The organism is Janthinobacterium longum (assembly GCF_051380735.1).
Taxonomy (GTDB): domain Bacteria; phylum Pseudomonadota; class Gammaproteobacteria; order Burkholderiales; family Burkholderiaceae_D; genus Janthinobacterium.
The window spans coordinates 1-26,444 of the sequence record NZ_JBNYXQ010000003.1 but is presented as its reverse complement, the minus strand read 5'-3'; the positions used below and the strand labels follow the sequence as shown (position 1 = coordinate 26,444).

The window sequence follows — 26,444 nt, the reverse complement described above, 5'->3', positions numbered from 1 at the left end:
ACCAACGACCATGCATAACGACGACTTCGATACTACCTTCGACACCAACTTTCCTGCCACCTTTACCTGGGGCGTGGCCACCAGCGCCTACCAGATCGAGGGCGCTGCCGCCATCGATGGCCGCGGGCCGTCGATCTGGGATACCTTCAGCCACACCGAGGGCAAGATCACCGACGGCAGCAATGGCGACGTCGCTTGCGACCATTACCACCGCTATGCCGATGACGTCGAGCTGATCGCCAACCTGGGCGTCAATGCCTACCGTTTTTCGATGTCCTGGTCGCGCGTGCAGCCAACAGGTTCGGGTGCCTGGAACGAGGCCGGCTTCGATTTCTATGCACGCCTGCTCGATGCGCTGGCCACAAAAGGGCTAGACGCCCACCTGACCCTGTACCACTGGGATTTGCCGCAAGCCCTGCAGGACGAAGGCGGCTGGCTCAATCGCGCTACCTGCTACCACTTTGCCGCCTACGCCGCTGAAGTGGCGCGCCGCTTCGGCCACCGCGTGACCAGCATCGCCACCCATAACGAGCCATGGTGCACGGCGGTGCTGGGCCACGGCACGGGCCAGTTCGCGCCGGGCATGGCCGACCCTGCCGCCGCGGTGCAGGTATCGCACCATCTGCTGCTGTCGCACGGTCTGGCGATGCAGGCGATGCGCGCCGTGGCGCCGTCGGCAAAACTGGGCATCGTGCTCAATCAATGGACGGCCACGCCGGCCACCGACAGCGCCCGTGACAAGGAACTCGCCGAACTCGAATATGCGCGCTCGGTGCAGTGGTATATGGACGCCATTTTCAAGGGCCGCTATCCGGCACTGGCCCTGAAACACGTCGATGCTTCAGCTTTGTCGATCTTTGAAAACGATTTCATAGATATCAAGCAGCCCATCGATTTCCTCGGCGTGAACTATTACACGCGTGCTTTTGTCAGCGGCGAGACGCCGCCGCGCAAGCCCGAATGCAAGCTGGGCGTCAACGACATGGGCTGGGAAACCTATCCGCAGGGGCTGACGGAACTGCTGGTCGGCCTGCACCGCGAATACCCGCTGCCGCCGGTCTACATCACCGAAAACGGCATGGCAGTGGCCGACAAGCTCGATGGCGGCGCAGTCCATGACCAGCCGCGCATCGAGTATGTGCAGCTGCACCTGGACGCCTTGCGCGCCGTGATCGCCCAGGGTATCGATGTGCGCGGCTATTTTTACTGGAGCCTGATGGACAACTTCGAGTGGAATTCGGGCTATGCCAAGCGCTTCGGCATGGTGTATGTCGATTACGCCACCCAGCAGCGCAGCCTGAAAGACAGCGCCCTGTGGTACCGCGACTTTATCGCCGCCCAGCGCGCGCTGCATGCAGATGCGCCGCAGCTGGCGACGGCAGGAGGGCGCTGAGATGGCCGCCATCTCGCTGCGCGGCATCCGCAAGACGTATGGCGACGGCCCGGAAATCGTCAAGGGCCTCGACCTCGATATCCATGACGGCGAATTCATGGTCTTCGTCGGGCCGTCCGGCTGTGGCAAGTCGACCCTGCTGCGCATGATCGCCGGACTGGAAGACATCAGCGCGGGCCAGCTGCGCATCGGCGACCTGCTGGCCAACGACGTGCCGCCGGCCGAACGGGGCATCGCCATGGTGTTCCAGAGCTATGCGCTGTACCCGCACATGACGGCGCGCGAGAACATGGGTTTTGCGCTCAAGCTCGCTGGCAAGCCGGACGCCGAAGTGCGCGCCGCCGTTGGCAAGGTGGCCGAGATTTTGCAGATCACGCACCTGCTCGAGCGCAAACCGAAGGCGCTGTCGGGCGGCGAGCGCCAGCGCGTGGCGATCGGCCGCTCCATCGTGCGCCAGCCCAAGGTGTTCCTGTTCGACGAACCGCTGTCTAACCTCGATGCCTCGCTGCGCGTGCAGACCCGCATCGAGCTGGCCAAGCTGCACCAGGAACTGGGCACGACCATGATCTACGTGACGCATGACCAGGTCGAAGCGATGACCCTGGGTGACCGCGTGGCCGTATTCCACGGCGGCCACCTGGAGCAGGTGGGCGCGCCCCTGGAACTGTACCGCCATCCGGCCAGCCAGTTCGTGGCCGGCTTTATCGGCGCGCTGCGCATGAACTTTTTGCCATGCGCTGCGGTGCCGGCCTTGGCCGCGCAGCTGGGCGGCGAGCCTGGCATGCTGGTCGGCATCCGTCCCGAGCATCTGCGCCTGGTATCACAAGGCGAAGGCTATGGTGCCAACGTCACGCTGATCGAGCAGCTGGGTGACGCCCAGATCATCCACGCCATGCTCGACAACAGCGCGCATGCGCTGGCGATCAAGCTGCATGGCGAGACGCAGCACGCACTGGCGCCGGGCAGCCGCATCGGCTTTGCGCCGGAAGAGGGACACGCCTTTCTGTTCGATGCCGGTGGCCGTGCCGTGGCCAGGCATTGAAGCGACGGAGGCATCATGAATTCAAGCTGAGTAGCGGCGTTGAAAAGCAAGGCCATGGCCGCAGAGCCATGCCATCATTATCCAACCAGTGGCAGGTAGAGGAGACACATCATGAAACAACCAGTACGTAACACCATCGCCAGCAGCCTGGCCCACGTCACATTTGCCCAGCTGATCCTGCTGGGCAGCGGCGCCGCCATGGCGCAGCAGGCCGATACGGCTGCACCAGCACCAGCACCAGACGCAGCGGCAACGGATGGCGCTGCGGCGGCGCCGATGGACCGCATCGTCGTCACGGCCACGCGTCGCAACACCTTTGTGCAGGACACGCCGCTGGCCGTCACCGCCTTCAACCAGGACACCCTGCAGAACAACCAGGTCAAGGACCTTGCTTCGCTGGCCACCATGGTGCCCAGCCTGGTGGTTGAACAGCATGGCGACTCGGGCGGCGTACACGTCTATATGCGCGGCGTCGGTTCGGCCAACCATACCGAACTGGGCGACCCGGCCGTGGCGTTCTATGTCGACGGCGTGTATTCGCCACGGCCGCAAGGCGCCACCGCGCTGATGTACGACTTGTCGCACGTCGAGGTGGCGCGTGGTCCGCAGGGCACGCTGAACGGCCGCAATTCCACCGCCGGCGCCGTCAATCTGGTGTCGGCCGCGCCGAACACGACCAAATTCATGGGCTCGGCCGGCATCACCGTTGGCGACTACCGTCACCTGCAGACGCAGGGCATGCTCAATATCCCGCTTTCCGACGACGTGGCGCTGCGCATCGCTGCCATCAAGGACAGCCACGATGGTACGGTCGATTTCCGCCGCGGCTCGAACGTGATGCCGGGTGCGGCCAAGTATGGCGCCGGCGACCAGATGGGCGTGCGCGCCTCGCTGCTGTGGAAGATCACGCCGCACTTGCGCGGCACGTTTATCGCCGACTACTTCCTCGACCAGGGTTCCGGCAATGTCTACCTGGCGGCCGAACCGAAAGCGGGTGAAAAACTGCGCTCGGCCCTGATCGACACGCCGGGCACGCTCGATCAATCGATCCTGACTTACAAGGGCAAGCTCAATTACAAGCCGACCGACTCGCTCGACTTTGCTTACCTGGGCAGCTGGAGCCGCTACAAGCGCCAGAACAGCAACGACGCCGACGCCGGCCTGTTCCCAGGTTTCAAGTCGGAAAACCGCACCGACTGGGCGCAGTTCGACAGCTATTCGCACGAGCTGCAGGCGCGTTCGGACGACGAGGCGCCGTTCCAGTGGGTGGCCGGCCTGTTCCTGTTCAATGAGAAGAACAAGGTGCGCTTCGATATCGACCGCAGCCAGATCTCGCAGGCCGCAGTGCAGCAGGATATCGCCAACGGCGCCGTGATTTTCGTGCAGCCGACCGTCGGCCAGTATGCTTCGTCGATGTCTTTCATCCAGGGCAATCGCCAGCTGAAATCGAAAGCCGTGTTCGGCCAGGTCAGCCAGCAAGTGACGGACCAGATCAAGCTGACGGCCGGCGCGCGCTACACCAAAGACCATAAATTCGATATCGGCGGCCAGAACTGGGCCTGCCCGAACTGGCCCGCCAACACGCCGCTGGGCACCACCGTGCTGACGCCGGACCAACTGGCGCAGCTGGTCAAGCCCGGCACGGGCCTGGCCAACACGCACAATATCGGACCGGGTGGCGCGATCACGGCAGCGTCCTGCGGCAATACACCGGGCGACAACACGGCGGACCTGAAATATGGCCAGGCAACCTGGCTGGGCCGCATCGAGTACAAGCTGCGGCCCGATATCTTGCTGTTCGGTTCGGTGACCACCGGCTTCCACTCGCCGGCCATCGGCGACGGTGGCGCCACCACCAAGCCTGAAAAATTGACCAGTTATGAAATCGGTTTCAAATCCGATTTGCTCAATCGCCAGCTGACCCTGAACCTCGACGCCTTTTTGATGAAATACAAGGACAAGCTCGAATCGCAAGTGGTCAACAGCGTACTGGCCAACTTCAATGCGGCGGGCGCCACCGTCAAGGGCCTGGAAGCGGAGTGGGTCTGGCGGCCGACTGCGGTTGATCGCCTGACCGGCAACGCCACCTGGCTGAAAGCCGTGTACGACGATTTTCTGTCGTGCGACGTCGATGCGGCGCGCGCCAATGGCCAGGCTTGCGGCAGCACCGCACCGCTGGTGAACGTGGGCGGCAGCACCATGAAGCACGCGCCGAAGTTCTCCACCACGGTGCAGTACGAGCATGACTTTGCAGTCGCCGGCGGCCAGCTGACGCCGCGCGCGTCGGTGCATTACGAAACCATGAGCTATGTCGGCGCCGGCGCGTTCAACGGCGACGTGCCGGGCCACGCCGGCGTCAAGCGCCAGCAAGCCTATACCACGCTGGACCTGAGCCTGCGCTACCAGCCGGCCAACAAGGCTTACACGGTCGAAGCGTTCGTGCAGAACGCCACCGACAAGGCGGTCAAGCTCGATGTCAATGAAATCTGCACCGATGTGGGCATGCCATGCCAGCCGACGCAGCAGATCTACGGCGCCTTTTACAACGCGCCGCGCACGTTTGGTGCACGGGTATCGATGAAGTTTTAAGCAGCAGGGCTGTAAGGTCTCAGTAGCATGTTTTGGCCGGGTGGCGACACCCGGCCTTTTTTATTCCATTACCGTCTGCACGCTGGCGATGCCGACCTCGGCGCTGCCATCGGCCAGGCGCAGGTGCAAGTGCTGGCGTGCCTGCAATTGCGCTGGCGAACGCACGATATGGCCTTTTTCGTCGCGCACGATGGCGTAGCCGCGTTCCAGGGTGCGCTGCGGGTTCAGCAGTTCCAGCTGCGCGGCCAGGGCGCCGAGCTGATGGCGCCGCCGCGTCAGCAGTTGTTCCATCGCTGCGCCGCTTCTGCGCTGCGCTTCCTGCAGCCGCGCGCGCGGCACCGTCACGTCGGGGCGCAGCGCGGCCCAGCGGTGGCGCAAGCGGTCCAGTGCATACATCGACTGGTTCAGCGGCGCGCGCGCGGCGTGCGTCATGGCGGTCGACAGGGCCAGCAGCTGCAAGCGCTGTTGCTGCAGCTGCGCTTTCGGGTTGAGCAGGCGGCGGCTGTGGCGGTCCAGCGTTTGCGCCGCGTCGTCCAGGCGGCGGCGCATGGCGCGGCGCAAATCGTTGGTGTCGGCACGCAGCGAGGCCAGCCAGTCGGCGCGCGGCGTGGCGGCCAGTTCGGCGGCGGCCGTCGGCGTGGCGGCGCGCAGGTCGGCTGCGAAGTCGGCTATCGTGAAGTCGGTCTCGTGGCCGACGCCGCTGATCACCGGCATGCTGCAACCTGCGATTGCATGGGCGACGCCTTCGTCGTTGAACGACCATAAATCCTCGATGCTGCCGCCACCGCGGCATACCAGCAGCACGTCGCATTCGGCGCGCTGCGAGGCGGTGCGGATGGCATGGGCGATTTTTTCCGGCGCCTGCTGGCCCTGTACCGGCGTCGGATACAGGATGATGGCGACATGTGGCGCGCGCCGCTGCAAGGCTGTCAGCACATCGCGCAGGGCCGCTGCCTGGGGGCTGGTGACGATACCGATGGTGCGCGCGAACATCGGGATGGCGCGCTTGCGTTCGGCATCGAACAGGCCTTGTGCCGACAGTTTGTCTTTCAGGCGCTGGAAGGCTTCGTACAGGGCGCCCACGCCGGCGCGGCGGATCGCCTCCACATTGATCTGGTAGTCGCCGCGCGCACCGTACAGGGTGACCAGCGCGCGCACTTCGACCTTGTCGCCTTCGCGCGGGGTGAAACCGGCGTACTGGGCGCGGCCACGGAACATCACGGCGCGCACCTGGGCGGCGTCATCCTTGAGGGTGAAATACCAGTGGCCGGAACTGGCACGCGTGAAGTTGGAGATCTCGCCCGCGATCCAGGTCAGTGGAAACGAGCGCTCGAGCAGACGCGCAACGGCCTGGTTCAGGGCTGTCACGGTCAGTACGGGCGGGGCTGCAAAGCCGCTGTCTACAGCAGTGTCGTTCATCATGTCGGGCGTTCCACGGTGGGAAGAAGGGTAGCTGTCCACATATTATCGGCGAGGTCATGCTTATGTCATATATCAGGCAAAACAACAAGTTTTATTTCCAAGTCATTGATTTGATGATGGTTTTACCGATGCCTGATTTGCGTGCAGCAGGAAAAAGTCCTTATGGATCAAGCACATCAGCAATACCGGGGGCACTTACGCACAAAGTTATCCACTGAAATTGTGCGGAACTATTTGCTGGGGATAAACACCCCTGCGGTAGCGTAAAAACGCTGCTGCCGTATTTTTGACCATGGACCTTAAATCATTATAAATCAAGGACTTGCGATAGCATACATGGCCTTGCGCACAATCTTATCCACAAAAAATGTGCAGAACTTGTACAAGCTGGCTATTTTATCCACCGGCGCACGCTGCCCTGCCCCTGCCTGCTTTTTGCGCACTGTAAGAATAGTCTTACAAAACAAGGACATAAAAACCGCGCTGCCTGCTTGCGCACAATCTTATCCACAGAATATGGGGAGAACCGTGTAAATTGTTTCCATGTATATGGCGTTTTTTTGACATTGCACAGGGGTAATTGGCTGCTCTATTTTTAAGCATTGGTAAAAATCCCTTTAAAATCAAGGTGCTTGCGTGGAGTCAAGACGCTTGCTCACAATCTTATCCACATTTTTTGTGCGGAACTGCCTGGGTTGTGGAAAACCGCAGCGTGCGGCCCTTTTCAGCCCCCGAAAAGCTGGCTTTCCTGCTGCTGCCTGAATTTTAATCAGTGACATAAAAACGATATAAATCAATGTACTTGGGGCCTAACCGTGCGCTTGCGCACAATCTTGTCCACAGATTGTGTGCAGAACTTATTGGCGGCAGTTTGTCCTTTTTTGATGACTGTTGCCACATTTTTGTGCATTGACAAGTTTTCCTTTAAAATCAATGACTTGATCTTCGTTCGTGGGTTTGCGCACAATCTTGTCCACAGTAATTGTGCAGAACTTTGGTTTTGTGATGTATTTGACATTGACTCCCTGTGAATAGCTGCTATGCCTTTAATTTGCGCATGGTGGCAATCATCAATGAAATCAATGACTTGTCATTCGTTGAGGCCGCTTGCGCACAATCTTATCCACACAAACTGTGCAAAACCCGAGCAGTTGTCCGGCACTGCGCTTCGCTGGTCGCTGGTACGATGCGGCGAGCGCCCCTTGCCGCCAGCGCTGCAACGCGCTACATTGCGCCATTCGTCGCAGGCGTTTCGCCTTTCATTATTACGGGAGTTCCTTTTGCTCGCACTATTCCAAGCCGCCGGCTGGCCCATCTGGCTGTTGTTGATCGCTTCCATCGTCGCGCTGGCCCTGATCATCGAGCGATTACTGTACCTGCGCCGTCCGCGCATCCTGCCGCGCAAGCTGTTCGATGAAGTGGTGCAGGTGTATCGCAGCGGCAAGATCACCCCTGACACGATAGCCAAGCTGGAAGCCAATTCGCCGCTGGGCGTGGTGCTGGCCGCCGCGCTGCGCAATGTCGATGCACCGCGCGAGGTGATGAAGGAATCGATCGAAGAGGCCGGCAGCGGCGTGGCGCACACGCTGGAACGCTTCCTCACCACCCTTGGCACGATTGCAACCCTGGCGCCGCTGATGGGCCTGTTCGGCACGGTGATCGGCATGATCGAGATTTTTGCTTCGCCCGGCGCCACCGCCTCGAATGCGGCCTTGTCGCACGGTATTTCCGTAGCTCTGTATAACACCGCCTTCGGCCTGGCCATCGCCATGCCGGCGCTGATCTTCTACCGCCACTTCCGCGCCCTGGTCGACAGTTTTGTCATCGACATGGAGCAGCAAGCGGTCAAGTTCGTCGACCTCGTACACAGTGGCCGCCAATGAACTTTCGTAAAGGCAAGGGGAGGGAAGACCCCGAAATCAATCTGATTCCGTTTATCGACGTGCTGCTGGTGATCCTGATCTTTTTGATGGTCAGTACCACTTACAGCAAATTTACGGAACTGCAGATCACCTTGCCGACGGCCAACGCCGAGCAGGCCAGGGACAAGCCGCAGCAGATCGACGTCACCATCGACGCCAAGGGCAATTACACGGTCAACCTGCAGCCGGTGTCGTTCCGCGACGTGGCCGGCCTGGCCGACGCGCTGCAGGATGCCGCCAAGGCCGCCAACGGCGGCAAGCCGCCCGCGCAAACGCCGGTGGTGGTGGTCAATGCCGACCAGCTTGCCATGCACCAGATGGTGATCCATGTGATGGAAGCGGCGCGCCTGGCCGGCTATGAAAAGCTGACGTTTGCGGCCCAGGCTGGCGGCAACAAGTAGGCCGCATGCTGGAAACCACCATTACCCGCGCCTGGCTGCGCCGCGGCCCGCTGGCCTGCGCGCTTTGGCCCGTTTCGCTGCTGTTCGGCGCCTTGGGTTCGCTGCGGCGCGCCCTGTACCGCAGCCATATCCTGAAATCGCAACGCCTGCCCGTGCCCGTCGTGGTGGTCGGGAATATTTTTATTGGCGGCACCGGCAAGACGCCGCTGACGATCTGGCTGGTGCAGGCCTTGCGCGAAGCTGGCATGCGTCCGGGCGTGATTTCGCGCGGCCATGGCAGCGCCGACCGTTCACCGCGCGCCGTCAGCGCCAGCTCGACCCCGCAGCAGGTCGGCGACGAGCCGCTGCTGATCTTCCAGCATGGCGGCTGCCCGGTGATGGTGGGGCGCGACCGCGCCGGGGCGGGCCGGGCGCTGCTGGCGGCGCATCCCGAGGTCGACGTGCTGGTGACCGACGACGGCCTGCAGCATTACGCCTTGCAGCGCGACGTGGAGATCGTGCTGTTCGACGGCCGTGGCGTGGGCAACGGCTGGCTGCTGCCGGCCGGCCCCTTGCGCGAGCCGCCGCGCCGGCGCCGCGACGTAACGGTGATCAATGCAGCCGAGATCGCACCGGCACTGGTGGCCACCGTGGCACCGGGCAAGGGCCTGGTGGTGCAGATGCGCCTGGCCGGCGGCGTGGCCGAACGGCTGCTCGACCGCCGCGAACAACTGCCGCTGGCACAGCTGGCAAACAATAACCAGCGCATCGTGGCGGCGGCCGGCATCGGCAATCCGCAGCGCTTTTTCAGCATGCTGCGCGGCGCCGGTTTGCGTTTTGACGAGCTGGCCTTGCCCGACCATCATGATTTCCTCGACCAGCCCTTTGCCGCGCTCGACACGGATGTGATCTTGATCACCGAGAAGGATGCAGTAAAATGTGCGCAAATTGAATATCTCAAAGATGACCCGAGACTGTGGGTTGTCCCGGTCAGCGCGCAAATAGACAGCGCGCTGGCCCAACAAATTGTGGAGAAATGTCGTGGACGCTCGACTGCTTGATATCCTGGTCTGCCCTGTTTGCAAGGGCCCGCTTGAACACGATAAAAAGGCGCAGGAACTGATCTGCCGCCCCGACCGCCTTGCCTATCCCATCCGTGACGGCATCCCCATCATGTGGGCCGACGAAGCGCGCACCCTGCAAGACGCCGTGGAATAAACGATGTCCTTCGTCGTCATCATCCCGGCCCGCCTGGCCTCGACACGGCTGCCCAACAAGCCGTTGGCCGATCTTGGCGGCAAGCCGATGGTGGTGCGCGTGGCCGAGCAGGCGCTGTTGTCGGGCGCCTCGCGCGTGATCGTCGCCACCGACCATGAAGACATCCGCGCCGCCTGCGCCGCGCATGGGGTGGAGGCGTGCATGACGCGTGGCGACCATCCGTCGGGCACCGACCGCATCGCCGAAGTGGCACAGGTGCTGCGCTTGCCGATGGACGCCGTGGTGGTCAACCTGCAGGGCGACGAACCGCTGATCGAGCCAGGCCTGCTGGCTGCCTGCGCCGCGCAGATACGCCCCGGCGTGCCGATGGCCACCTGCGCCCATCGCCTGCACGACGTGGCCGATGCGTTCAACCCGAACGTGGTGAAAGTGGTGCTCGACAAGGCCGGCCGTGCGCTGTATTTTTCGCGCGCCACCATCCCCTGGCACCGCGACGGTTTTGCACGCTCGCGCGAGGCCTTGCCACCCGATTACGCGCCGCTGCGCCATATCGGCTTGTATGCCTACAGCAATGCCTTTTTGCAGGCTTATCCCGCGCTCGAAGCGTCGCCGCTGGAACAGATCGAAGCGCTGGAGCAATTGCGCGTGCTGTGGCATGGCCATGCGATCGCCGTGCATGTGACGGACGCTGCACCGGCAGCCGGCGTCGACACGCCGGAAGACCTGGCGCGCGTGCAGGCCCACTATCGTTCTGCTTGAGTTGTGTTCGAGTGCTACCCGCAAATGGACAGGCGTGCAAATATAATTTGTGTGTTTGTGCCAAATACCACATTTTCAAACGCCAGCCTTTCATAATTGCTGGCTTTGATCAATCGGCCGATGCCAGATCGACACCAAACTGGCGTTCCGGCGATTTTTTGTGGTAAGTTTCGTGGGGAAAGATAGTCAATACTGCACCATCTAAAAATAATTACACGTACCCATCCAAAATCTGTTTTTTAGGAACTTCAATGCGTCTCATACTGTTAGGAGCACCCGGTGCCGGCAAGGGCACCCAGGCTAACTTCATCAAAGAAAAATACAATATTCCGCAAATCTCCACGGGCGACATGTTGCGCGCGGCGATCAAGGCCGGCACCGAACTGGGCCTGGCTGCGAAAAAAGTCATGGATGCGGGCGGCCTGGTGTCGGACGACATCATGATCGGCCTGGTCAAGAACCGGCTGCAGGACGCCGATTGCGCCAATGGCTATCTGTTCGACGGCTTCCCGCGCACCATCGCGCAGGCAGACGCCATGAAAGACGCCGGCATCAATGTCGACTACGTGCTGGAAATCGATGTACCGGACGAGTCCATCATCGAGCGCATGGATGGCCGCCGCAGCCATCCCGGTTCGGGCCGTGTCTACCACATCAAGTTCAACCCGCCGAAGGTAGAAGGCGTCGATGACGTCACCGGCGAAGCGTTGATACAGCGCGACGACGACAAGGCGGAAACCGTCAAGAAACGCCTGGACGTGTATCACAACCAGACCAAGGTCCTGCTCGGCTATTACAACGACTGGGCGCAGTCTGGCCTGCCCGGTGCACCTAAATACCGCCGCATCGCCGGCGTCGGCCCGGTCGAGCAGATACGCGACAGCGCATTTGCCGCCCTGGCGGAATAAGGCAGCACAAAAAGCGGACACGATTGTCCGCTTTTTTTATCGGCATTGCGTTGCTGCCATCGCGTTTCAGCAGTGTTTTTTTGCAGTTCGTGTTTTCCTGGCTGCGGGTCTTGCCCGCAGCTGTAGGCAATAACGAAGTATAAAAACAGAAGGAGACGATATGGCAGCCAGTCTGTGGTTTGCGGTGGCCTGCGGCGTGGTCGCAGTTATTTACGGTTTGCTCTCGCGCAGCTGGATCTTGCGCCAGGACCCGGGCAATGCGCGCATGCAGGAAATTGCGCTGGCCATTGAGCAGGGCGCAGCCGCCTACCTGGCGCGCCAGTACCGCACCATCGCCATCGTCGGGATGGTCCTGCTGATCGCCATCTATGCCTTGCTGGGCGTGCACACGGCCCTCGGTTTCCTGATCGGCGCCGTGCTGTCGGGCGCCTGCGGCTTTATCGGCATGAACGTTTCGGTGCGCGCCAATGTGCGCACGGCGCAGGCGGCCACCCTGGGCCTGAACCAGGCCCTGAACGTGGCTTTCAAGGGCGGTGCGATCACCGGCATGCTGGTGGTCGGCCTGGGGCTGCTGGGCGTGACCCTGTTCTACTGGCTGCTGGCGTCGACCGGCGCGGCCGGCCTGTCGCAGCATGACCTGATCAAGCCCCTGATCGGCCTGGCCTTTGGCGCCTCGCTGATCTCCATCTTCGCGCGCCTGGGCGGCGGCATCTTTACCAAGGGCGCCGACGTGGGGGCGGACCTGGTCGGCAAGGTCGAGGCGGGCATACCCGAAGACGATCCGCGCAACCCGGCCGTGATTGCCGACAACGTCGGCGACAATGTGGGCGACTGCGCCGGCATGGCGGCCGACCTGTTCGAAACCTATGTGGTGACCCTGATCGCCACCATGCTGCTGGGCGCCTTGCTGCTGGGCGAGGCGAGCAGCACGGCCATCGTCTATCCGCTGCTGCTGGGGGCGGTGTCTATCCTGGCCTCGATCGTCGGCTGCTCGATGGTGAAAACTGCGCCGGGCAAGAAAATCATGTCGGCCCTGTACACCGGCTTGTGGTGGGCGGCCGGGCTGTCGCTGGTGGGCTTTGCGGTCGTCACGTGGCAGCTGTGGCCCGACGACGCGATGCGCTACAAGATGATGGGCGCGGCCGTGGTCGGCATCGTACTGACTGGCTTGATGGTCTACATCACCGAATACTACACGGGCACCGATTTCAAGCCGGTGCGCCATATTGCCGAAGCGTCGACCACCGGCCACGGCACCAATATTATTGCCGGCCTGGGCGTATCGATGAAGTCGACCGCCTACCCGGTGCTGGCTGTCTGCGTGGCGATCCTGGTGTCGTACCAGCTGGGTGGCCTGTACGGGATTGCGATCGCGGCCACCGCCATGCTGTCGATGGCCGGTATTATCGTCGCGCTTGACGCCTACGGCCCGATCACCGACAACGCGGGCGGCATCGCCGAGATGGCTGGCCTGCCCGATTCGGTACGCGCGATTACCGACCCGCTGGACGCTGTCGGCAATACCACCAAGGCGGTGACCAAGGGCTATGCCATCGGCTCGGCCGGCCTGGCCGCGCTGGTGCTGTTTGCCGACTACACGCATGCGCTCGAATCGGTGGGCCAGCACATCACCTTCGATTTGTCGAATCCGATGGTGATCGTCGGCCTGTTTATCGGCGGCCTGATTCCGTATCTGTTCGGTGCGATGGCGATGGAAGCGGTAGGGCGCGCGGCCGGCGCCGTGGTGGTCGAAGTGCGGCGCCAGTTCCGCGATATCAAGGGCATCATGGAAGGCACTGCCAGGCCCGAATACGACAAGGCGGTCGACATGCTGACGGCCTCGGCGATCCGCGAAATGATCATTCCGTCCTTGTTGCCGGTGGTGGTGCCCATCGTGGTCGGCATGCTGCTGGGGCCGGCCGCCCTGGGTGGCCTGTTGATGGGCACGATCGTGACGGGCCTGTTCGTGGCCATTTCCATGACCACCGGCGGTGGCGCCTGGGACAATGCCAAGAAATACATCGAGGATGGCCATTTCGGCGGCAAAGGGTCCGAGGCGCACAAGGCGGCCGTCACCGGCGATACCGTCGGCGACCCGTACAAGGATACGGCGGGGCCGGCCGTCAATCCCTTGATCAAGATTATCAATATCGTCGCGCTGCTGCTGGTGCCACTGCTGCCGGCCACCGGCTGGCTGGCAGTCGTGGTGCCCAACTAGCCTAAAAACGCGAGGTCAGGCCGACGAACATGCGCCGTCCCGGCACATAGTAGTTAACCTGGCCGTCGGCCATCGGGCCTTTTTTGAACAGGTTTTCCACGCCGCCGCGCACCGTCCAGTGGGGCGTGGCCTTGTACGACACCACCGCATCGACGATGGTGTAGGCCTTGTTGGCCAGCGTACCGGCGTCGAGCTCCTTGCCCGTGTACTGGGCCGACACTTCGCCGAACAGCTGGTCATTGACTTGCCAGCCGAGCGCCGAATACCACGACAGTTTCGGCGTCGACAGCAGGTTGGCGCCGGTGGTGAGGTTTTTCGCTTCGCGCATATAGGTGAGGTTGTTGCGCCAGCTGAGGTTTTTCGTGATGGCCAGCGTGGCCGTGCCTTCCAGGCCGCTGGTGCGCGCCTTCTGGATATTGGTCATCCGCGTCCACCAGATGCCCTGGAACTTGCCCAGCGGCGCGTAGTCGATCTTGTTCCTGAAGTCGGTGTGGAAATACGTCAGGCCGAACTCCCAGCCATGCTGGTCGTATGCCACGCCGATCTCGCCGGCGGTGCTGGTTTCCGGTTTCAGATCGGCATTGCCGGCCATATAGCAGGTGCCGCTGACATAGCCCAGCGGGCGCAGGCTGGTGCAGCCGCGTCCGCCCGAATTGGTGGCGGCCGACGGCGAGTTTTCTTTCAGGCTAGGTGCACGGAAACCCTGCGACACGCCGCCCTTGATGGTCCAGGCCGGAGCCGGGTGGTAGACCAGGTACAGGCGCGGGCTGTAATGGTTGCCGAACTTGCCGTGATGGTCGAGCCGCAAGCCGGCCGTGGCCGTCAGGTCTTCGCGCAGGAACAACTGGTCTTCCGCAAACAGCGCCGACGTGGTGCCCGACAGCGACGCGCCCGTGACCGGATTGCCCAGGTAGTCCACTGGAATCGTGCCGATGGTGTCGGTGTTGGTCAGTTCCTGGTGTTTCCACTGGCCGCCCATCACCAGCAACTGCTCGACGCCCCAGCCCAGGCGTTTTTCAAGGGTGGCGTCAAGTGTGCTGTCCTTCGATTTTGCGATCACGCCGGTGACTTGGTTGTCGTAGTCGTTGTGGTACAGATTGACCCTTGCCTTGCCGAACTCCAGCTTGCCTTCATAGCCGAGGCTGATGCTCTTGCGTATCAGCTTGCTGGCGCCCCAGGCATAGAACAGCGGCTCGCCGTCGGCGTCCAGCGCGGGCGAATCGGACGCTTGCTGGCGGCCATAGCTGGCGTCCAGCGACAGGCTGTGCTGCTTGTTCAGCGCCCAGTTCAGCTGGCCCGTGATGCTCTGGTTGCGCTCGCCGCCGATGCCGCCTGCGTTGCGCATGATTTTTTCATCGGCATCCTGCTTCGACTGCGACACGCCCAGGCGCATGCCGATGGTGTCCGACAACGGGCCGGCCAGGTTCAGGCCCAGCTGCTGCGCCGCGCCGCGGCCGCTGTCCTGCGGCTCCGTATGGTTCGCGGTGGCCGAACCATGCCATTTGCCCGGTACCTTGCGGGTAATGATATTGATCACGCCGCCCATCGCATCCGAACCGTACAGCGACGACATCGGCCCGCGCACTACCTCGATGCGCTCGATCATCTCGGGTGCAATCCAGTTCAGGTCCTGGCGGCCCAGGTCTGGCCGATAGGCGGTGTCGGCAGAACTGCCCATGCGCTTGCCGTCGACCAGGATCAGCGTGTATTTGTCGGGCAGGCCGCGCAGCTTGATTTTCGATTCTTCGCCGACCGGGCTGGTGCCGCCCGTCACGCCCGGAATGCGGCGCAGCAGGGTATTGAGGTCATGTACGGGCTGGCGTTCGATTTCCTCGCGCGTGATGACGCTGATGCTGGCCGGCGCATCCTTGATATCGATCGCCGTGCCCGAGGCGGTAACCACCACCGTGGCCAGGCCAGGGTCGGCAGCGGCCGGCGTGCTTTCGGCCCAGGCACTGCTGACGGCCAGCGACAGCAAGCAGGGTAACAAGGCAGGCATGGCGGGAAACAGGGTACTGCGTTTGAACATATGAAACTTTCCAGGAAAAGTTGATTCCTGGCTGCCTGCGGGTGGCTTGGAGAGGGTAGAGTCGCCGCATTTATTTAATGCGAATAAGAATCGTTCTTATTGTAATGCCAAGCTGGCAAGAAAGAAAGTGCCTGGCTGAATAAAAAACACCGTCCCCGATTATTTGGCACATGCTGCTTGCCGTCGCACGGCCCAGGCCCGCGCCGGCAATCGTAAAAAAGCGCTACTGTGGCTGGTGGCTGGTGGCTGGTATCTGCTGTGCCGCAGTCCAATAATGCAGGCATGTCGCTTGCGGGAGCACCTCATGAAACGGTTGACATTACTGTTATTGTTCGTCGGCAGCAGCGCCTGGGCTGCTGCGCAGCAGGCCGGCAGTGTTGCCGCGCCCGCCCAAACGCTGCCGGTCTGCCGCCTTGATGCGCAAGACCCCACCCGGCTCGCTGTCGAGCCATGCGCCACCGCCCCGCCAATAGTGCCGCGCCGCGCCGTGCCGCAAGTGATCGGCCGCATGCCGGCCATGCAGGCGCCGCCGCCAGTGTTGCGCCCTCAAACCATGCCGCCCGCCACGCACGCGCCGGTGCCGGGCGCGCCGCTGCCGGTCAATTCCTGCGACAGCGGCGGTTGCCGCGATGCGTCCGGCATGCGCCACGATGGCGGTGTCGGCAACGCCACGCTCGATGCGAAGGGGCGCGTCTGCCATCGCAACGGCGCCTTCCTGCAATGTTTTTGACCTGAGCCGGCAAGTGGTTGCCGTCGCCAGCAGAAACTGGCTACAATTGGCGGCGATATGACGTTTACGTAAACGTCAATCGCGTCAATTGCGTCAGCCAGTATTCATTCAGTTGGCCGATTACACACAACAGGAGACTTCATGCAAATTCAGGACAATGTATTCATTATCACCGGCGGTGCTTCGGGCCTCGGCGCGGCCACGGCGCGCATGCTCACTCAAGCCGGCGGCAAGGTCGTGCTGGCCGACCTGCAGGTCGAAGCAGGCGAGGCGCTGGCGGCCGAACTCGGTGGCCTGTTCGTGCAGTGCGACGTGACGTCGGAGCAAGACGGCCTGGCGGTGGTGGCGGCAGCAACCAAGCTGGGCACCTTGCGCGGCCTGGTCAACTGCGCCGGCGTGGCGCCGGCCGTGAAAACCGTCGGCAAGGATGGCCCGCATCCGCTGGCCCTGTTCCAGAAGGTGGTCAATATCAACCTGGTGGGCACCTTCAATATGTGCCGCCTGGCGGCCGACGCCATGGGCAAGCTGGACGCGACCGGCGACGGCGAGCGCGGCATTATCATCAATACGGCTTCGGTGGCGGCCTTTGACGGCCAGATCGGCCAGGCCGCGTACGCTTCGTCCAAGGCGGCGGTAGTGGGCTTGACCCTGCCGATGGCGCGCGACCTGTCGCGCAGCGGCATCCGCGTGATGACCGTGGCGCCCGGCATTTTCGAAACCCCGATGCTGCTCGGCATGCCGGCAGAAGTGCAGGATGCGCTGGGCAAGATGGTGCCGTTCCCTTCGCGCCTGGGCAAGCCGGGCGAGTATGCGCAGCTGGTAAAAGCCATCGTTGAAAACGTCATGCTTAATGGCGAAACTATTCGTCTCGACGGTGCGATACGCATGCAGCCAAAATAAACCGTATGCCTTGGCAGGGCCCGGTGTTGTAGGATACCCGCTGTATTGCAATCGGAGTATCCATGAACAGTTTCAAGCCGCTGCCCTTGCGCCTTGCCTTGCTGGGCGCCATGTGCGCCGGCCCTGGGTTTGCCGAGGTACCGCAAAAGGCGCCTGAAATCGCCACCGCCTATGCGGAAAAGCCGGGCTGGACGGCGCACAAATTCATGGTGGCGGCTGCCAATCCGCTGGCGGCCGATGCCGGCTACCGCATGCTGAAACAAGGCGGCAGCGCAATCGACGCGGCCATCGCCACGCAGCTGGTACTGACGCTGGTCGAGCCGCAATCGTCGGGCATCGGCGGCGGTGCCTTTTTGCTGTACGCCGATGGCCGTCAAGTGCAGGCATTTGACGGCCGCGAAACGGCGCCCGCTGCCGCCGACGAAACCCTGTTCCAGAATCCCGACGGCAGCCCCGTGTCGCGCAGCACCGGCGTGGTCGGTGGGCGTTCCGTGTGCTGCGCATGCTGGAGCTGGCGCACAGGGAACACGGCAAGCTGGCCTGGGCTACCCTGTTCGGCCCCGCCATCAAGCTGTCGCAGGACGGTTTTCCAGTCAGCCAGCGCCTGAACGGCCTGCTGAAATGGGACCAGGCCCTGAAACGCGACCCGGTCGCCGCCAGCTACTTCTATGACAAGACTGGCCAGCCCTGGCCGGTTGGCCATGTGCTGAAGAACCCGGAGCTGGCGCGCACCCTGCGCGAGGTCGCCGCTGACGGCGCCTACGCGTTTTACAACGGCCGCATCGCGCGCGACATCGCCGCCAAGGTGGCCGCGCACCCCACCAATCCGGGCAAGCTGACGGCGCACGATATCGCCGCCTACCGCGCAAAAGTGCGCGAGCCCGTCTGCAACGACTACAACGCCTGGACCGTCTGCGGCATGCCACCGCCGTCGTCGGGCGGCATCGCGATTGCGCAGATGCTGGGCATGCTGGAGGTGAAAGACATCAGCCGCTTTCCACCCGTTGACGGCGTGCCCGATGCGCGCGCCATTCATTTATTTGCCGAAGCGGGTCGCCTGGCGTATGCCGACCGCAACCGCTATGTGGCCGATACCGACTTCGTGCCGCTGCCGGGCGCGGGCATCGCCTCCTTGCTCGACAAGACTTACCTGGCCCAGCGCGCGGCCCCATCGCCAACCGGGTCGAAGCGGGCAAGCGCCCGCGCAGCGCCATGTCGCCGACGCTGGTGTTTGAAAAAGGCACGCAGAAACTGGTGCTGGCCACCGGCTCTCCAGGCGGCTCGTCCATCATCAATTACGTGGCCAAGGTATTGGTCGGCACCATGGACTGGGGCCTGAACGTACAGCAGGCGATCAGCCTGCCGAACTTCGGCAGCCGCAACGGCCGCACCGAGCTGGAACAGGGCCGCATCCCGGCCGCCCAAGTCGATGCGCTGCGCGCGATGGGCCACGAGGTGCGCGCAAGCGAACAAAATTCCGGCCTGCAGGGCAGCATGCGCCTGAACGCGCACGGCCGCGACTTCTGGTTTGGCGGCGCCGATCCGCGCCGTGAAGGCATGGCGCGGGGCGACTGACATAATAAGAAGTTCCACAAAGCATCTTTAGCCTGCTAATCTGCGGCATGGGAACGGAAAACAAAAAAACAGGCTTGATTCTGAGCGGCGGCGGGGCGCGCGCGGCCTACCAGGTGGGGGTATTGCAATCGATATCGGCGATCCTGCTGGAAGCGGGCTGGGCGCCCGAGCGCAATCCCTTCGACATTATTTGCGGCACCTCGGCCGGCGCCATCAACGCCACCGCGCTGGCCTGCCGCGCCGACCACTTCGGCGAGGGCGTGCAAAAGCTGCTCGACGTGTGGCAGCATATCGAGGTCGAGCAGGTGTATCGCGCCGATTCGCTGGGCGTGATCCGCTCGGGCGCACGCTGGCTCTCCTTGTTGTCGTTCGGCTGGCTGTTGCGCCAATGGCACGCTACGCCACCGACTTCGCTGCTCGACAATACACCGCTGGTCAGCCTGCTGCACCGCATGCTCGACCTGCCGCGCCTGGACGCGGCGCTGGCCGATGGCCGCCTGCATGCGCTGGCCGTCACCGCTTCGTCGTATTCGGGCAGCCGGCACATGACGTTCTACCAGACCGGCGCCGAGATCGCGCCGTGGGTGCGTACCCAGCGGCTGGCGCTGCAGGAGCAGATCGGCGTCGAGCACCTGCTGGCGTCAGCCGCGATACCGTTCATCTTTCCCGCCGTGCCGCTGTATATCGGCGGCCAGCGCGAGTATTGCGGCGACGGTTCGATGCGCCAGCTGGCGCCGATTTCGCCGGCCATCCACCTGGGCGCGAACAAGGTGCTGGTGGTGGGCGCCGGGCGTATGACCGAGCCGGCGCCGAACAAGGCCGAATCGGCGCGCTATCCGAGCCTGGCGCAGATCGCCGGCCATGCGCTGTCGTCGATCTTCCTTGACGGCCTGGCGGTCGACATCGAACGCCTGAACCGCATCAACCTGACGTTGTCGGTGCTGCCGCCAGAATTGCTGGACAAAACTCCCTTGCGGCCGGTGGAGTTGCTGGTGATCGCGCCGTCCGATCGCCTCGACGCCATCGCCAGCCGCCATATCGGCAGCTTGCCGCGGCCGATACGCACCATGTTGTCGGGCATAGGCGCCGCTGAAGCCAGGGGCGCGGCGCTGGCCTCGTATTTGTTGTTCGAATCGACGTATACTAACGAGCTGATTCGTCTTGGACAGCGCGACACGCAGGCCCGCAAAGACGATGTACTGGCGTTTTTCGCCGCCTGACGCGCTGTTGCCGCGTTTTTTCTGACTGGACGATCGTGCGGGTATTTCGACGGGTTTGTGCTGTAGCGTGGTGTTTGAGCTTGCTGGTGGGCGCCTGGGCGCAGGCAGCGCCGGCGCGCACCTTGCGCTTCGACCAGCTCAGCGTCGAAAACGGCCTGGCGCAGGAGTCGGTACTGGCGATCGCCCAGGATGCGCAGGGTTTTATGTGGTTCGGCAGCCAGTCCGGTCTGAGCCGCTTCGACGGCTACCGGGTGGTGGTCTACAAGAATATCGAAGGCGACGCCACCAGCCTGACCGACAACTGGGTCGGCGTGCTGCATGTCGACCGCGATGGCCAATTGTGGGTCGGCACCGACAATGGCCTGGACCGTTTCGATTCGGCCAGCGGAACCTTTGTCCACTACCGCATCGAGGGCAAGCGCAAGCGCGGCAACGGCAGCGAGCATATCAACGCCATCGTCGACGATGGCGCGCAGGGTTTCTGGATCGCCACCGCCGACGGCCTGCAGCATTTCGACCGACGCACCGGCGCCTTTCGCAGCTGGCACCATGAAGCAAACAACCCCGACAGCCTGGTCGACAATGAAATCAAGAGCCTGGCGCTGGATGCCCAGGGCCGGCTGTGGATAGGCACGGTGACCGGACTGGACATGCTGGCGCCGGGCAGCTCGCGCTTCGAGCACTTTGTGATCGATCCATCGCCGGGTTCGAAATACAATCTGATCCATGCGCTGATGGTCGACCGCGAGCAGAACCTGTGGATCGGCACGCGCGCCGGCGCCGAACGCTGGCGCCTGGGTGCCAAGGGCCAGCCGCCCGTCCTGCGCCAGCGGCTGGGGCCGCAGCAGGGTTTTTCGGCCCTGCGCATATCGAGCCTGTACCAGGACGTCGACGGCACCGTCTGGCTGGGCAGCAATGCCGACGGCCTGCTGCGCTGGCAGCGCGACAGCGACACCTTTTTGCAGTTCCGGCACCAGACGGGCGACAAGCTCAGCGTGGCCGACAACCAGCTCGCCTCGCTGTTCCGCGACCGCGCCGGCACCTTGTGGGTCGGTACCTGGTACAACGGCGTGAGCCGGGTCGACCTGGGCAGCGGCGGTTTTTCGCGCATGGTGCGCGCGCCCGACGACATGGCCGCGCTGGCCGATAAAAAAGTGCGCGCGCTGGCCGACGCCGGCAACGGCAAGCTGTGGCTGGCCACCAGCCGCGGCCTGAAACTGTATGACACGCGCGACGGCGCCACCGAGCTGTTCGATCTCAGGTCCAAGCCCGGCATGTCGCGCGACGAGCAGGTCACGACCCTGTATGCGCGCGGCGACGGCGCGCTGTGGGTGGGTGGCAGTTCGGGCCTGCACCGGTTTGACCTGGCCACGCGGCGTTTTTCCACCACCCGCTTCGGCGTTGGCGACCCGAACAGCGACACCATCCGCAATGTGGCCGGCGAGCGCAGTGGCATGCTGTGGGTCTCGACGCGCGGCGGCGTGCACCATTTCGACCCGGCCAGCGGCAAATTTACCACCTACCGCCACGATCCGGCCAATCCCGACAGCTTGTCAGACAATACCGTGCGCCCGGTGCTGGAAGACCGCCAGGGCCGCATCTGGATCGGCACCTTCCACGGCCTGGACCTGTTCGACCGCAGCAAAGGCACGTTCCGCCATTTCCGCCACGATGCGAAGGACGCGGCCAGCCTCAGTCACGACGAAGTGCATTACCTGCATGAAGACCGGCACGGCGTGCTGTGGGTCGGCACGGCCAATGGCCTGAACCGCATGGATGTCGACCAGCAGGGCAATATCCGCTTTCGCCGCTTCCTGCGCAAGGATGGCATGGCCGACGATGCGATTGCCAGCATCCTCGGCGACGACCGCGACCAGCTGTGGCTGAGCACCAATAGCGGCATCACCCGGCTCGACACGCGCAGCGGGCAGTTTCGCAATTACGACAGCGCCGACGGCACCGCCGAGGGTTCCTACTTCGACGGCGCCGCAATGCGCGCCGATGACGGCACCATGTACTTCGGCGGCTTCAACGGCATGACGGCGTTCCTGCCGGCCGATATCCACGACAACCGCGTGCCGCCGCTGGTGGCCATCACCGAGCTGCAAGTGTTCAACAAGCCGGTGGCGGTGGGGCGCGGCGAGTTTGCCCACCTGCTCCACACGGCCATCAACCACGCGCGCAGCTTGAGCCTGACCAGCCGCGACAGCGTGTTTTCGCTGGAGTTTTCAGCCCTGCATTTCGCCGCGCCGCAGCGCAATATGTTCGCCTACCGGCTCGAAGGCTTCGACCAGGACTGGGTCATGACGGACGCCGGCCGGCGCTTTGCCACCTACACCAATCTCGATCCGGGCGAGTATGTATTCCGCGTCAAGGCGGCCAACAAGGACGGCATCTGGAACGAAGCCGGCACCACCCTGGCGATCACCATCCTGCCGCCGATGTGGAAGACGTGGTGGTTCCGCAGCCTGGCCCTGGCGCTGCTGCTGGGCCTCATCTACGGCGCCTATCGCCAGCGCATGCGCACCGTGCGGCTCCAGCAGGCCCGGCTGGAAAAACTGGTCAGCGCACGCACCGCTGAAGTATCGCAAAAAAACCGCGAACTGCAAGGCAAGGAGATCGAGGTGCGGGCCCAGGCCGACGAGCTGGCGCTGGCCAACGCCAGCCTGACGCAGAACGAGGAAAGCCTGCGCCTGGCCAAGCGCAAGGCGGAAGACGCGACGCGTCAGAAATCGGAGTTTCTGGCCAATATGAGCCACGAGATGCGCACCCCGCTGGCCGGCGTGATCGGCATGCTGGGCTTTGCCTTGCGCGACAGCGCGCTGCATCCGGCGACGCGCGAACAGATCCTGCGCGGCCAGGCCAATGCCCAGTCGCTGCTGGCGATCATCAATGACCTGCTCGATTTCTCCAAAATCGAAGCGGGCAAGCTGTCGATGGAAAACATCGACTTCGCGCTCGGTGCGGCGATAGAAAACGTGACCAGCCTGTTCGAAGAGCAGGCGGCCGCGCGCAGCATCGGTTTTGACATCGAGCTGGCACCCGATTTGCCCGAGTTCGTGGTGGGTGATCCGACGCGCTTGCGCCAGGTGCTGGTCAACCTGGTCGGCAACGCCTTCAAGTTCACCCAGCGTGGCGCTGTGCGTGTGCGCGTCGAGCGCAGCGCCCTGGCGCCGGCGGGCGATGGCGTGCGCCAGGTCAACCTGATCCGCTTTATTGTCAGCGACAGTGGCATCGGCATCGAAGCCGACGCGATGGAACGCCTGTTCCAGAAATTCGAGCAGGCCGACGCCAGCACCACGCGCCGCTACGGCGGCACGGGGCTGGGCCTGGCGATTTGCCGCCAGCTGGTCGAGCTGATGGGGGGCGAAATCGCCGTCGCCAGCGCGACAGGGCAGGGCAGCACCTTTATGTTCACGGTGCCACTGGCCGACGGCGTGGCGCCGCCTTTGGCGCCGCAGCTGGTGCTGGCACCGCACAGCCACCAGTTGCGCGTGCTGTGCGCCGAAGATTTTCCGACCAATCAGATCATTATCCGCGTGATGCTTGAAGACCTCGGACACCGGGTCGAGGTGGTGGCCAACGGTGCGCTGGCAGTGGCCGCCTGCACGCAAACGCGCTACGACCTGGTGCTGATGGACGGGCGCATGCCCGAGATGGACGGCGCCACAGCCACGCGGCTGATACGCGCCGGCGGCCTGCCGGACCAGCCGGTCTGCGACCAGCACGTGATGATCGTCGCGCTGACGGCCAACGCCAGCGAGGAAGACCGCAGCCGCTACCTGGGCGCCGGCATGGATGATTTCCTCAGCAAACCGATCGACGAGACGGCGCTGCACTGCCTGCTGAGGCGCGCGATCGAGCGCCAGCTGGCGCGCGGCCATCTGCTGCCGCGCCTGCCCGCCGAGCCGCCCCGCCTGCTGGCGCGCGGCCAGGCCGAACTCGATGCGCTGTTTGGCGTGGCGCCGGCCGCCTCCGGGCCGGCGACGGGGCAGGGCGCACGCAACGAGGATTTGCAGCGCCGCCTGCGCAGCGCCTTTGCACTGGACCTGGCCGGCCGGCTGGCCGAACTCGATGCGGCCATGGCCGCGCGCGACAGCGATGGCGCCGGGCGATTGCTGCATGGCTTCAAGGGCAGCGCCGCCTATCTCGACGAAGCCGCCTTGCACCTGCTGTGCACCGAACTGGAAGAGGCGGCCGATGGCGGTCACTGGGCGCGCATGGCGCTGGAACTGCCGCGCCTGCACGCCTTGCTGGCCGAGATCGCCGCCAGGTGAGGCCGATATATAAAAAGCAATTCATGCGGTGGCGGCGGCGAAGTTCGGTAGAATAAGGCCGGGGCGCGTTGCAGGCGCCAGCGAAGGAGGCGGCAATGAAAGTACTGGTGGTCGATGATGATGTGGTCTCGCGCATGGTGTTGATGCACCTGATCGACAGTTGCGGCGTGCACGATATCGTGGAAGCGGAGGATGGTGCCGCCGCCTGGGAGCAGCTCGAAGGCGGCCTGCGCCCGACCCTGTGTTTCTGCGATTTGCGCATGCCGCGCCTGTCCGGCATGGAGCTGCTGCAAAAAGTGCGCGCCGACAGCGCGCTCGACGCCATGCCGCTGGTGCTGGTGTCGTCCGCCAATGACCAGGACACCGTGCGTGACGCAGTGCGGGCCGGCGCCGCCGGCTATATCGTCAAGCCCTTCCAGCAGGAGCAGGTGCGCCAGCATCTCGATGCCTGTTTCGCTGCCGGTGGCACGCCGCCGGCCGAAGCACCTGGCCTGACCCTGCAGCGGCTGGGCGTCGATGCCGAACGCCTGCTGGCCTACCTGGCCGGCTTCCAGGAGCAGGCCGCAGCCAGTGCCAGCCATATCGAAGCGTTGCTGGCACGCGGCGAGCCGTCCCAGGCGCGCCAGCAGATCGAACGCCTGCACCTGGGCTGCACCACGCTGGGCCTGCATGGCGCGGCCGACGCCCTGGTCGCCGTGCTGCAGGCGCCGGCGCTCGACGACGCAGCGCTGCAGTCGGCACTGGCCACGCTGGCGCGCAGCGCCGCCTGGCAAGTGCGCCTGCTGACTTATACTGGAAAATCGTAGCGCTTGAGCAAGTATGGGGTCTTTACATCGTATAAGGGGAAATTGTAGGCAACAGTGGTTGTAGACACGGCAAAGTCCTGCCTCGCCGCACCTGCTAAACCGGCAAATGATCATTCTATTTAGATATTGCTGCACTGCCGCCCCTTTAGGTGCAATAATTCTTTGCATTGTCACTTTTTTAAACTGTGTACTGGGGGGCTATGAGAAACAAGTTTGGATTGAGTCGTGATATACCCGCTGACGTGAAGCGATTGGTTAGGAAAAAATGTGGATTCGGCTGTGTAATATGTGGACTCGGAATTGTTCAATATGAGCATGTTGATCCTGAGTATCATAATGCCAAAGCGCATACTGTAGATGGCATCGCTCTTTTGTGCCCGCAGTGTCATACGAAGGTCACAACGAAGCAGTGGTCTAAAGCGCGCGTACTTCTCGCAATGAAAAGTCCAAAATGTTTGCAAGTTGGTTATACACGCGAGTTTTGGGATTTTTGTGAAGGTTTTCCTGAATTGCACTTCGGTGGAATGATCCTAAAAAATTGTCCGGTTCCGATACAGGTACAGGGTTATCCGGTTTTTAGTATCCGTCGGCCAGAAACAGAAGGTGAACCATTTTTAATATCTGGTACTTTTACAGACTCAGCTGGGGTAGTATCTCTTCAGGTTAAAGACAACGAATGGATTGCTAGATCTAATCATTGGGACGTCCAAGTGGTCGGCCCTAGAATTACAATTCGAGAAGCTAAAGGAGTTATTAATTTGGCGCTCAGGGTTGATCCCACCTCGTTATACACAACTGTTGAGCGCCCCCATTTCACGTAGGGTGCGTATTGTTTGCGCCGCCACATGAACATCCTTCAAACCAAGCCAGATCGTCTTGACGCCCGGTTCGCCATCGCCCTTGCGGGCGAGGAAGCCGCCAATGCAGGCCACTTGGCGCAGAACCTCGTTCAAGCGGGGTTTGTCTGGCGGTGTCTTTTTGCGCAGCAGGTAGGCTGCTTGAATCTCATCGGGGTCGAAGAAAAGTTCCGCATCCAAATCCGGACAGGTCCTGCCC

Annotated in this window: 19 protein-coding genes and 1 pseudogene; 17 read left to right on the top strand and 3 right to left on the bottom strand. The window is 63.0% G+C overall.

What is annotated here, in order from left to right; genetic code table 11:
* Positions 1–10: 10 nt before the first annotated feature.
* From ACQ4WM_RS10900 to ACQ4WM_RS10890, 3 genes are all read left to right on the top strand, one after another.
* Positions 11–1,393 carry a GH1 family beta-glucosidase gene (locus ACQ4WM_RS10900; RefSeq protein WP_436546698.1) on the top strand — a complete coding sequence of 461 codons (1,383 nt, stop codon included), beginning with the start codon at positions 11–13 and terminating at the stop codon, positions 1,391–1,393.
* Position 1,394: 1 nt separating this feature from the next.
* Positions 1,395–2,435, top strand: coding sequence for an ABC transporter ATP-binding protein (locus ACQ4WM_RS10895; protein ID WP_436546697.1), 1,041 nt, complete (start codon positions 1,395–1,397; stop codon positions 2,433–2,435).
* A 111-nt stretch (positions 2,436–2,546) separates the two neighbouring features.
* Positions 2,547–5,024, top strand: a complete 2,478-nt coding sequence (locus ACQ4WM_RS10890; RefSeq protein WP_436546696.1) for a TonB-dependent receptor — start codon at positions 2,547–2,549, stop codon at positions 5,022–5,024.
* Between the two features lie 60 nt (positions 5,025–5,084).
* Here ACQ4WM_RS10890 and xseA read toward each other — a convergent pair whose 3' ends face one another.
* On the bottom strand, positions 5,085–6,446 hold the full coding sequence (xseA, locus tag ACQ4WM_RS10885) for an exodeoxyribonuclease VII large subunit (RefSeq protein ID WP_436546695.1): 1,362 nt from the start codon (positions 6,444–6,446) through the stop codon (positions 5,085–5,087).
* Between the two features lie 1,280 nt (positions 6,447–7,726).
* Between xseA and ACQ4WM_RS10880 the strand changes: the two genes are divergently transcribed.
* The 7 genes from ACQ4WM_RS10880 (at position 7,727) to ACQ4WM_RS10850 (ending at position 13,851) form a co-directional block, all read left to right on the top strand.
* Complete coding sequence (locus ACQ4WM_RS10880; RefSeq protein WP_436546694.1) at positions 7,727–8,329, top strand: MotA/TolQ/ExbB proton channel family protein; 603 nt, start codon at positions 7,727–7,729, stop codon at positions 8,327–8,329.
* On the top strand, positions 8,326–8,769 hold the full coding sequence (locus tag ACQ4WM_RS10875; protein WP_436546693.1) for an ExbD/TolR family protein: 444 nt from the start codon (positions 8,326–8,328) through the stop codon (positions 8,767–8,769). The genes ACQ4WM_RS10880 and ACQ4WM_RS10875 overlap by 4 nt, the downstream gene beginning before the upstream one ends.
* A gap of 5 nt (positions 8,770–8,774) precedes the next feature.
* On the top strand, positions 8,775–9,809 hold the full coding sequence (gene lpxK / locus ACQ4WM_RS10870) for a tetraacyldisaccharide 4'-kinase (RefSeq protein WP_436546692.1): 1,035 nt from the start codon (positions 8,775–8,777) through the stop codon (positions 9,807–9,809).
* Entirely contained in the window at positions 9,790–9,966 is a 177-nt protein-coding gene (locus ACQ4WM_RS10865; protein ID WP_082988760.1) for a Trm112 family protein, read from the top strand. Before lpxK ends, ACQ4WM_RS10865 begins: the two co-directional genes overlap by 20 nt.
* 3 nt (positions 9,967–9,969) lie before the next feature.
* Complete coding sequence (gene kdsB / locus ACQ4WM_RS10860; protein ID WP_436546691.1) at positions 9,970–10,725, top strand: 3-deoxy-manno-octulosonate cytidylyltransferase; 756 nt, start codon at positions 9,970–9,972, stop codon at positions 10,723–10,725.
* A gap of 251 nt (positions 10,726–10,976) precedes the next feature.
* Positions 10,977–11,633: an adenylate kinase gene (adk, locus tag ACQ4WM_RS10855; RefSeq protein WP_436546690.1), complete on the top strand. Its 657-nt coding sequence runs from the start codon at positions 10,977–10,979 to the stop codon at positions 11,631–11,633.
* 160 nt (positions 11,634–11,793) lie between these two features.
* Positions 11,794–13,851 (top strand): sodium-translocating pyrophosphatase, encoded by a 2,058-nt coding sequence (locus ACQ4WM_RS10850; RefSeq protein ID WP_436546689.1) that lies wholly within the window; start codon positions 11,794–11,796, stop codon positions 13,849–13,851.
* Position 13,852: 1 nt separating this feature from the next.
* On the opposite strand, the gene ACQ4WM_RS10845 is transcribed toward ACQ4WM_RS10850, so the two are convergent.
* Positions 13,853–15,880 carry a TonB-dependent receptor domain-containing protein gene (locus ACQ4WM_RS10845; RefSeq protein WP_436546688.1) on the bottom strand — a complete coding sequence of 676 codons (2,028 nt, stop codon included), beginning with the start codon at positions 15,878–15,880 and terminating at the stop codon, positions 13,853–13,855.
* A gap of 304 nt (positions 15,881–16,184) precedes the next feature.
* Between ACQ4WM_RS10845 and ACQ4WM_RS10840 the strand changes: the two genes are divergently transcribed.
* The 7 genes and pseudogenes from ACQ4WM_RS10840 (at position 16,185) to ACQ4WM_RS10810 (ending at position 26,209) form a co-directional block, all read left to right on the top strand.
* Positions 16,185–16,610, top strand: a complete 426-nt coding sequence (locus ACQ4WM_RS10840; RefSeq protein ID WP_436546687.1) for a hypothetical protein — start codon at positions 16,185–16,187, stop codon at positions 16,608–16,610.
* A 141-nt stretch (positions 16,611–16,751) separates the two neighbouring features.
* Positions 16,752–17,510: a 3-hydroxyacyl-CoA dehydrogenase gene (locus ACQ4WM_RS10835; RefSeq protein ID WP_436546686.1), complete on the top strand. Its 759-nt coding sequence runs from the start codon at positions 16,752–16,754 to the stop codon at positions 17,508–17,510.
* A gap of 62 nt (positions 17,511–17,572) precedes the next feature.
* Positions 17,573–19,085, top strand: a pseudogene (locus ACQ4WM_RS10830) (gamma-glutamyltransferase family protein).
* A 47-nt stretch (positions 19,086–19,132) separates the two neighbouring features.
* A complete protein-coding gene (locus ACQ4WM_RS10825; RefSeq protein ID WP_436546685.1) occupies positions 19,133–20,305 on the top strand; it encodes a patatin-like phospholipase family protein in 1,173 nt (390 codons plus the stop codon).
* A 74-nt stretch (positions 20,306–20,379) separates the two neighbouring features.
* Positions 20,380–24,582 (top strand): hybrid sensor histidine kinase/response regulator, encoded by a 4,203-nt coding sequence (locus ACQ4WM_RS10820; protein ID WP_436546684.1) that lies wholly within the window; start codon positions 20,380–20,382, stop codon positions 24,580–24,582.
* A 95-nt stretch (positions 24,583–24,677) separates the two neighbouring features.
* Positions 24,678–25,388 (top strand): response regulator, encoded by a 711-nt coding sequence (locus ACQ4WM_RS10815; RefSeq protein WP_436546683.1) that lies wholly within the window; start codon positions 24,678–24,680, stop codon positions 25,386–25,388.
* Between the two features lie 200 nt (positions 25,389–25,588).
* Positions 25,589–26,209: an HNH endonuclease gene (locus tag ACQ4WM_RS10810; protein ID WP_436546682.1), complete on the top strand. Its 621-nt coding sequence runs from the start codon at positions 25,589–25,591 to the stop codon at positions 26,207–26,209.
* On the opposite strand, the gene ACQ4WM_RS10805 is transcribed toward ACQ4WM_RS10810, so the two are convergent.
* A partial coding sequence (locus ACQ4WM_RS10805; RefSeq protein WP_436546681.1) for an IS4 family transposase occupies positions 26,174–26,444 on the bottom strand: 271 nt, incomplete at its 5' end. The two genes, ACQ4WM_RS10810 and ACQ4WM_RS10805, sit on opposite strands and share 36 nt — an antisense overlap.